Here is a 6,469-nt window from a genome sequence, read left to right on the forward strand (position 1 = left end):
ACTGCGCAAGGCGATTGACCATTGCGGCTAGCGCTTCCAGCTGGCTCAGAGCGCCAGCTGCAGGTCAGCAGATCCTTGTGCCGGGAACGCGCAGCAGATGAGCGCCTCGTTTTCATCGGGTTCAAAGGCCGGTGCTTGTGCGTACGCGACCTTTCCCTGCACGACCGTGGCTCGGCATTTGCCGCAGTTGCCCGACCGACAACCAAAATCAGGAGTAAGGCCGACACGTTCGGCGACTTCCAGAAGCGTGCCATCGCCCGGCGCCCATCGCGCGCCCTTGCCCGATACCGAGAATACCAACGACACTGGCGTGTCCGAGGGCACGCCCATTGGCGCTTCGCTCCGCCTGCCGCCCTTGCCGCGCTGGAGACTTGACGGCCCGAAAGCTTCGGCATGGATGCGGGCGTCCGGCACATTCATGCTGCTCAGGCCATCGTACATTTCCTGCATGAACTGCCCTGGTCCACACAGGTAGAAGTCGTAGTCGTCAAACGGGAGCAATTGCCTTAGAAGGTCAAGGCCAATTCTTCCGCTGACGTCATAATCCTTTCCTGGCTCGGCACCCCTCGTGTCGCTCAGCACCCGAACATGGCGCAGTTTCCCTTGACTGGCCTGCACCAGCGCCGCCAATTCTCCGTCAAATGCGCGACTCGATTTGCTCTTCGCAGCCTGAAACAGCCATGCGGGTCGCTGGTAGCGTGTGCGCACACCTTCATGAACCAGGTGACGCGTCATCGCGATCAACGGCGTGACGCCAACGCCCACTCCCAGTAGCACCGCGGGTCTGCGCGTAGCCGCGTCGACCGTAAAATCGCCCGCTGGCGCACGCATCTCGATGATGTCGCCTTCCTTCAAGACCTCATGCAAACGACGCGAGAACGATCCGTCCCGCTTTACGCTGATGCGAAGGTGAGCATCGGACGGCGCGCTCGATAACGTGTAGTTGCGTATCTGCGGTTCGGTTGAATGTTCAGGAGTGAGCCGAATCGGAATGTGCTGACCTGCGGCCGCGTGAGGCATGCCCGCCTCGTCGGCTGGCGACAAATGAAAGGATCGAATTTCGTCGCTCTCGTCGATGACTCGCTTTAACCGAAAAGGACGCCACTGCAGTGACAATTCGCTGGCCTTCATTCGGGCAGCGGCGTCATCCCAGCTCCCCGTCATCAACGCATTGGGCGAGCTGCCATGTTCAAGGTCCGTCCATCGCAGCGGCAACGCCGCCTCGCGCCGCACGATCCGATGAGGCTTAAAGCGCCATATCCGCTCCGCTCCGACAAAGGCAGCCGTTTCGGGTGCATCCAGAAGCACGGTCGCCCGTCCGGTCATTTGTAACAGGTCACCATTCCGGAAGTCCACAAAAACCAACCCTGCGCGCGGGTTGATCAGAAAGTTGCCTAACGTATTGAAAAACGAGTTCCCCGAGAAATCCGGAATTGTGAGCGAGCCGTCATCGTCGATGCGGACGAAGCCGGGCTGTCCACCGCGATGCGACGCATCGACTTGTCGCGTACCCGCGCGCTCAACGTAGGACGCCACGTAGAATGAATCCGCATTGGCGATGGTCTCACGCGCGAAAGCGTCAAGTTCCACGGTTTCCGTAACGAGCCCTCGTATTGAATGCACGAACTCATACTGCCGACGCGCAATGTATTGAGGACAGTTTCCATACGCCTGCATGACTTCAACCTCGAAGCCTGCGTCATTCACCCGATGGATCGTGCCGTTGAGCCGATTGCGGCGTCGCGTGTGGAGTTCAATCCCGAGCATGCCAACGCCCCCGCCGTGCTCCATGCCAGCGTCTGCGGGGTCCCCGGCTTCCCGCGCCAGCCTCAGCGACAGGCGCTGCGGCACAGGTGAAGTCATGAAGCCCGGTCGCCCGGCCCGCAGCGTTGCCCAAACTTCGCCGGCCCTGTCGACCGCGCCAAGCACGACAAAAGGCAACTGGGCGTAAAACTCGCGATGCTGTTCCGGCATGTAGTTACGCGACATCTGGCGTTCACCGGGACCAGCCATACGCTCGACCGCACCGATGCTTCGTTGCAGTGTCAGTTCGCCCTCGTGCCACGGAGAAGCTAAAACCGCCGACGACCCTTCCATTTCCACGATCCTCATCAGGAATGTACTGTTGCAGAATGCTGGAGCGCACGAGGTCTGCGCTTTGCTGCTAACTATCTCAGGCCTGCGTTGCAGATTCTTGAAGGAAATGCCGAATTGCCTGCAAAGTCGACCAGGCTCGCGCCTGCATCACCGCCCGCCTACACCGGGCTCAATACAACAGGGTTCAGGGACACACTGTGCCGCTGACAGGACGTGACAGATTACTGCCCGGCTCGCCGTCAACGCTCGATCGAGGCGTGATTGCTTCCAACGAACCGCTGGCCGAAACCAGAGGGCATTTGTTGAACAGTATGCCCAGCCAATCTGAAAACACCCGCACCTTGGATTTCACATACCTGCCCTGCGGGTACACGACGGAGATCTGCAACGGATGTGGCCTATACTCTTCGAGCACTTCAGTCAGGCTTCCTGCGCGCAGGTGTGGCTCCAGCAGAAAACGCGGTAGCTGCACAACACCGACACCCTCGATACCGGCCATCACGTTTGCTTCGGCATCGTTAGCCGCGAAGCTTCCGCGCATCTTTACCTGGACCTCGCTCTTGCGATCGATAAATCTGAAATCAGACGTCTCGCCTGTACGAGCGGAAAATTGATGGACGGCCATATGCTCGGAGAGATCATCAAGCGACCGGGGCACACCAAAGCGCTCCAAATATCCAGGGCTCGCAGCCGTGACGACATCGAGTAAAGCAAGGTTCTTAACAACGAGTCTGGCGTCTTGTAGAACCCCAATGCGCAATGCGCAGTCGATCCCTTCGTGCCCGATGTCGACTGAGCTGTCCCGGAAGCCGATCGTCATGTCGATGTCGGGATAGCGCTGGTGGAAGCGGCACAGTTGCGGCAACACGATCATCTTGCCCAGCAAGCGAGGCATATCGACCCGAAGTCTTCCTCGAGGTCCTTTACCCCCAAACGAGATCGCGCTCTCCCCCTCTTCGATCTCCGCGAGCACTCGCACGCACCGCTCGTAATAATCAGTGCCCTCAGGCGTAAGACTCATCTTTCTTGTCGTGCGATGCAAGAGGCGCACCCCAAGATGCGCTTCAAGGTTCTTGATCAACGTGGTAGCGGAGGCGTGAGGAATGCCCAATGTGTCGGCAGCTCGCGAGAAGCTGTTCATCTCCACGATCCTCGTGAATACCTGCATCGCTTGTAAACGGTCCATATCCTTTACCTTAACCCATTCTTCTCTATCGGATTTCTTACCGCCCGTTCGCGATCCATGTAGACGCCAGGCATCGTCGCCCACGACGAAACAGCCAAGAAAGATCAGCGATCACTGTTGGAGACGAACCTTGCCGTATACTTTTAATCATTGCAAGATCTTAAGCCCCCGATCTTGACCGGGAGCTCACAACCTCGCTTAGAGTCTCTTTAGCTTGGGTTTGTCAGCGTAGCGGCCCACCCGCCATGGCTTGAGCTGGTGCAAGGCGTCGCCCCTCGACTATCCCGCCGATCACGACAGCACAAGTTCAAGATGCTTTCCCTTCAACGCCTGCTCAGCCTTTAGCGGAGAGTCCAACCGGCGTCTCCTTGAATGCCACGAACCCAGGAAGCTGCTCGATTCGTCGCAGCCACGAACCAATGTTCGAGTATCCCGAGATGTCAACGTTGCCTTCCGGCGCGCGGGAGATGTAGCTGTATAGTGCGACGTCCGCGATGGTTGGCCTGGGTTGCGCGATGAATTGACGCTCAGCTAGTTCCTCTTCGATCAACTTGAGGACCGCATGGGCGGCGTTGATTTTCTCCTCGGCATTGTATTTGGCGCCGAACACCGTAATCAGTCGAGCGGCCGCAGGCCCGTGCGCAATCTCACCAGCTGCTACCGAGAGCCAACGCTGAATTACCGCCTCACCAACCGGCGTCTGCGCAAGCCAGTCCGACCTGCCAAGTTTCCGTGCGACATATACGAGAATGGCGTTCGAGTCAGCAATCGTAACGTCCCCATCGACCAGCACGGGAACCTGGCCAAAGCGATTCAATTTCAGAAACGCAGCTGATTTATGTTCCCCAGTCGAAAGATCGACTTCGACGAGTTCGTGCTCGACGCCGAGCAGCGACAGGAACAAGCGTGCACGATGGGAGTGGCCAGACAAGGGGTGGTAATAGAGTTTCACGATGACCTTCAGGGAGGGTTAGGTTAGACAGCGTCAACAAATTCCAGAGCCAAGTCTAGAGTCGATCAGCGCGTTGCGGAATCCATCGTGGCGTGAATTGAATGTTCTGGATTCGCGAATGATCACGAACTCACTCCCGTCGCGATGCATGGAGCCTTCTCGGAACTCTGAACAGTTCCTCGATCGCGCGGGGGCCAGTCAATGGCCCTTCCACAGGCATACCACACGATCGTTAAACCATGAATAGATAGACGAGCCTGAACGCGCTTCGAGGTCCGCGTCGCGCATCTTTGCAACCTGTCTGGGATGTATTCTCGCGCGGGCCCGATTGCTCCACCCGCGCCCCTTGAATCTTCCCTCGAGCGCGTGGCGCCACGACGAGCGTACTACTGTGTGACGGGGCAAGGAGAAACCCCGCTTAATCTTTAGCGCGTCATCTAAGCGCTGGACGACCCCATAGGTGGAAGTGCTACCCTGCCCCGCCTTGATCTGCCCGGGCATCGACTACGAACCGTATCCCAGATCAGTGAGCTAGCCACTTCAGGTCCGTCAGGCGTATCGGGAACACACTGGATTCTATTCAAGCTAATTGTTCGCCAAATCGAATTAAATTTACTCGTCAGCTATAGAATTATTAGCTCAGAAGGTGGTAACGATGGCATAGTGAAATGCATTAACTCACTTAGGATCCCGGCATGGCGACCCTCAATCAAATCCAGGAAAAAATCAAGAAACTGCAGGCGCAAGCAGATGCAATCACGGCGCGACGAAAGCAGGCGGCTCTAAAGGAAATTCGGCTATTGATGGAAAAATATGGGCTAACGTCCACAGATATCGAGTCGCAGGGTTGGTCTCGTAAAACGCAAACGCCGGGGCTCGGTGCGGGACGGTTGGGCGACTCGGCAAGCACACCACGAAAGGTCTCTAAAAAGGGAAAGCTTCCGGCCAGATATCGCAATCCCAAGACCGGCGAGACATGGAGCGGCTGGGCACGGCCTCCCGCATGGATCAAGAACGTCAAGGACCGGAGCAAATATCTGATCCAGAATCAGGACATCGGCGATGTGGCAGCGTCGGCTCCTCGAACGAACACCCCGGGTAGCCCGCGAGTAAGAAAGAGTAGCGTGCGATTGGCGCGAAGCGGGGTTGAATCTACCGCCGGCGTCAAGAAGGTGCTTGCGAACGGGACAACGTCTCAACCGAGGAAGTCCGTGTCCAAAGCGGCCGGAGAATCGAAGAAAGGCTCCGCCATTGTGCGCAGCCGCGTCGTCGCAGGAACAAGCCAAAAAAAAAGGGGTTCATCTTCGGGCTCCGGCGCGAGCAGCATTGGCGATACCGGTAGCGCCAGCCGGGCAGGCATGGGTACAGACCGCGCTGCGGAGGACGCAACCGGCACGACGTCTTAAACCTGTGGAGGCGCGCATCAAAAGCAGCAGCATTGCGTTTGTATCGCGCTCTTGCGTATGACTCAGGCTTCGGCATCAGATCGATTCGGTCTCGTACCCCCTCTCTCCGCACTCCAATGATTCGGGTCTGAGATCAAGGTCAGTGAGGTCAAGCACCAGGGGTGTCACTTTCGCTCGCCAGAATAGGAGCGCATTTCGCACCAGCGTGCCCAGACCTGTTGGCAAGGTCCTTCCGCTGGATGATCGTGTCATCTGCCAGACCGCCCCGCTCCTTGAACCTGCGAATCAGACCACTGCTGCCGTCAGTTCCTCACGCGTTCAGATCGAAAGAGGCTCCAGCGGTCTCGTCGGTACGATGGATCGTTTATGCCCGGCTCGAAATAGTGGGAGAGTTTCTGATAATCCAAAAGCCCGTTCGTTTCGAGAGAATACGATCGAAGTCTAATTTTCCGAACATCGGACGAGCGGGTCGCATACGCGTAATCTCGGATTTGCCGATCCTGTTCGAACCAGACGCCTAACTTTTTAAGAAGTAGTAGAAACATGGCACTTCCGTTAGCATGGTGTAAATGGCTTGGTGTGGGTCAGCTCCAGTCATCCAGCACAACCTTCTGTGTTGGAGAAGGAGCGTCATACATCTGCAGCACTGCATGAATCACGCGTCATGCGCCTTTGAGGCTGACAGAAGCCCATTGGCCGAGTCCATCCTTCAGGGCGTTCCGCATTCTCGGATACCCGGCAGAACCTGCCGGGCTCTCGGCCGCGAACCACTTCAGGATCAGGCCAAGCAGGTAACTTCATAGCGAGTAGTACATCTCGAACTCGATC

General features: G+C 57.4%; 4 protein-coding genes. 1 reads left to right on the top strand and 3 read right to left on the bottom strand.

The window, feature by feature from the left end; translation table 11 throughout:
* Positions 1 to 45: 45 nt before the first annotated feature.
* The 3 genes from BG61_RS33155 to BG61_RS33165 form a co-directional block, all read right to left on the bottom strand.
* Positions 46 to 2,097 carry a 2Fe-2S iron-sulfur cluster-binding protein gene (locus BG61_RS33155; RefSeq protein WP_035924248.1) on the bottom strand — a complete coding sequence of 684 codons (2,052 nt, stop codon included), beginning with the start codon at positions 2,095 to 2,097 and terminating at the stop codon, positions 46 to 48.
* A gap of 184 nt (positions 2,098 to 2,281) precedes the next feature.
* Complete coding sequence (locus tag BG61_RS33160; RefSeq protein WP_051672956.1) at positions 2,282 to 3,283, bottom strand: LysR family transcriptional regulator; 1,002 nt, start codon at positions 3,281 to 3,283, stop codon at positions 2,282 to 2,284.
* A gap of 334 nt (positions 3,284 to 3,617) precedes the next feature.
* Positions 3,618 to 4,235, bottom strand: a complete 618-nt coding sequence (locus BG61_RS33165; protein WP_035924235.1) for a glutathione S-transferase family protein — start codon at positions 4,233 to 4,235, stop codon at positions 3,618 to 3,620.
* Between the two features lie 695 nt (positions 4,236 to 4,930).
* Here BG61_RS33165 and BG61_RS40700 point away from each other — a divergent pair.
* Positions 4,931 to 5,641, top strand: a complete 711-nt coding sequence (locus tag BG61_RS40700; RefSeq protein ID WP_075584282.1) for an H-NS histone family protein — start codon at positions 4,931 to 4,933, stop codon at positions 5,639 to 5,641.
* Positions 5,642 to 6,469: the final 828 nt, after the last annotated feature.

Source organism: Caballeronia glathei (assembly GCF_000698595.1).
GTDB lineage: Bacteria > Pseudomonadota > Gammaproteobacteria > Burkholderiales > Burkholderiaceae > Caballeronia > Caballeronia glathei.